At 72.6% G+C, this 2,094-nt stretch carries 2 protein-coding genes and 1 pseudogene; all 3 read right to left on the bottom strand.

Annotated features, from left to right (window positions below):
- Positions 1-80: 80 nt before the first annotated feature.
- Positions 81-1,034: a hypothetical protein gene (locus B551_RS16760; RefSeq protein ID WP_006580193.1), complete on the bottom strand. Its 954-nt coding sequence runs from the start codon at positions 1,032-1,034 to the stop codon at positions 81-83.
- Positions 1,031-1,405, bottom strand: a complete 375-nt coding sequence (locus B551_RS27140) for a hypothetical protein (protein WP_006580194.1) — start codon at positions 1,403-1,405, stop codon at positions 1,031-1,033. The genes B551_RS16760 and B551_RS27140 overlap by 4 nt, the downstream gene beginning before the upstream one ends.
- A pseudogene (locus B551_RS25695) lies at positions 1,402-2,094 on the bottom strand (beta-hydroxyacyl-ACP dehydratase); the annotation flags it as partial. The gene B551_RS27140 and the pseudogene B551_RS25695, both read right to left, overlap by 4 nt.

Below are 2,094 nucleotides of genomic sequence, written 5' to 3'. Positions count from 1 at the left end.
CAGGCAGCACGCCGCGCCCAGACGAAGGGCGGCACCGAAGGTAGGCAAGCGAAGGCTTTCGAATGGGCTGCTGATCGGCATCATCCATTTGCAGGCGCGCGCGCCGGCGCCTGCCAGAAATCGTAGAAATTGAACCAGTTGTATGGCGCCGCCCGGCAATGCCGCTCCAGCAGCGCGACATAGCGGCGCAGCGCGGCCTCGATGGCGGCCTCGCGCTCGGCGGCCGGCGTCGCCGAGAAGTCCGCGATCGTGTCGAAGTGGATGTCGTAGCGGTTGCCCCCGCGGTACAGGCCCGTCATGAACAGCACCGGCCGGCGCAGCATCGCCGCCATCCGCAGCGGCCCGGTGGCGAAGGGCGCCGGCGTACCGAGGAATTCGCAGTGCCGCGGCGGATCGGTGGCGAGCCGGGTCAGCGTGCGGTCCGCGAGCAGGCCGAGCAGGTAGCCGCGCTCCAGGTAGTCGCGCGCCTGCAGCATCGCGTCGAGCCGGCCCAGCGCGATCACGTCCTGCCGCACCGCGGGATTGATCGCCGCCAGCACGTCGTTGAGGCGGCTGGCATTGTCCTGGTACATCATCACCGCCAGCCGCAGCGCCGGATAACGCAGGCCGACCGTGCGCACCGCCTCGAAGCTGCCCAGATGGGCGCCGAACAGGAAGGCGCCGTCGCCGCGCGCGATGGCCTGCTGGATGACCGGCTCGCCGTGGACCCGGATATCGAACAGGTCCAGGCGGCCGTTCAGCAGATAGACGCGGTCATGGATCGTCGAGGCGAAGGCGAAGCCCTGGCGGAGCAGGTCGATCAGGCCGGCCGGGCGTCCGAGCGCGCGCGACAGGTACAGGCGCGAGGTGCGGCGCGCGCCCGGCGAGATCAGCAGATAGACCGCCACCACGGGCCACAGCAGCGTGCGGCTGGCGCGCCGGCCCAGCCGCAGCGACAGCCAGCGCATCGCGCGCAGCAGGCGCAGATGGCTGCGCTCGGGCTGGCTGCTCCAGTCGTCGGCCGGCGCCGCGTGGCTGTTGTCCGGTGCCGTCATACCACCGCGTCGGTGGGCCCGGCCGCGCCCGGCAGCGTCAGCATGCCGCTGGCGACGGTGCGTCCTGGACCTTCGAGCTCGAAGCGGACCGTGTGCTCGGCCTGGTGGCTGGCGTGGTGGTCGGCCTGGTCGCCGGCCGGGTCATCGCCGACGCTGGCATAGCGGACCGTGACCGGCTCGTTCGGCGTCACCGTCGCCAGGAACTTGACCGAGGCAAGGCGGGAAGGCTGGGGCGCACGGCCCAGCGCGGCGGCGATGCGCAGCACCGCGTGGTCCAGCAGCACCACGCCGGGGACGATCGGCTGGCCGGGAAAGTGTCCCGGCAACGCCGGGTGGCCGGCTTCGATGGTGAAGACGCCGGCGCTGTTCATGCCGGCCCGAGCACGGTGGTGGGCGCGCGATCGTCGCGGCGCGCCGCCTGGCCGCTGTGCAGCCGCGCGACCAGCGGCTCGAGCAGGTCGCGCGGCAGCTTGCCGGTGGCATTGCGCGGCAGGCTGTCGACGAAGAACACGCGCCGCGGCAGGAACACCGGATCGATGCGCGCGCGCAGCGCCTGCACGATATCGGCGGCATTCAGGCCCGGCGCGACGACCAGCGCCGTCAGCCGCGCCTCCTTGCCCAGCCCGCCCGGCGTCTCGCTGCGCGGCAGATGGAAGACGCCGTCGACCACGCCCGGAATCGCGTTCAGATGATGGTTCAGATAGGCCAGCGACGTGCGCTTGCCGGCGATCTTGATCAGGTCGGCCTTGCGGCCGTGCAGCAGGAAGCGGTGCGCGTCGAGCGGCTCGATCGCGTCGTTCAGCGCCACCGGCTGGGCCAGATGGGCGCCGCTCGCCAGCCAGCCCGGGCCGTCTTCGGCATCGTCGCCATCGGCTGCGGCTTGCGCACCCGGCGCGCGCTCGAGGCGCAGCGTCAAGCCCGGCAGCAGCTGCCAGGCGGCATCGTGCGCGGTGCGGCGCGTGGCGATGTGGCCGGTCTCGGTGCTGCCGTAGATTTCCAGCAGCGGCGCGCCGGTGCGCGCCTCGATGTCGCGCGCCAGCCGCGGCGCCAGCGGGGCCGT

The organism is Cupriavidus sp. HPC(L) (assembly GCF_000307735.3).
GTDB lineage: Bacteria > Pseudomonadota > Gammaproteobacteria > Burkholderiales > Burkholderiaceae > Cupriavidus.
The sequence above is the reverse complement of the archived record's forward strand: the minus strand, read 5'-3'. Positions and strand labels throughout refer to the sequence as shown.

Excerpts from the sequence above, each read along its gene's own strand:
- B551_RS16760 (WP_006580193.1), bottom strand. The coding sequence starts at position 1,034 with ATGACGGCACCGGACAACAGCCACGCGGCGCCGGCCGACGACTGGAGC.
- B551_RS27140 (WP_006580194.1), bottom strand. The coding sequence starts at position 1,405 with ATGAACAGCGCCGGCGTCTTCACCATCGAAGCCGGCCACCCGGCGTTG.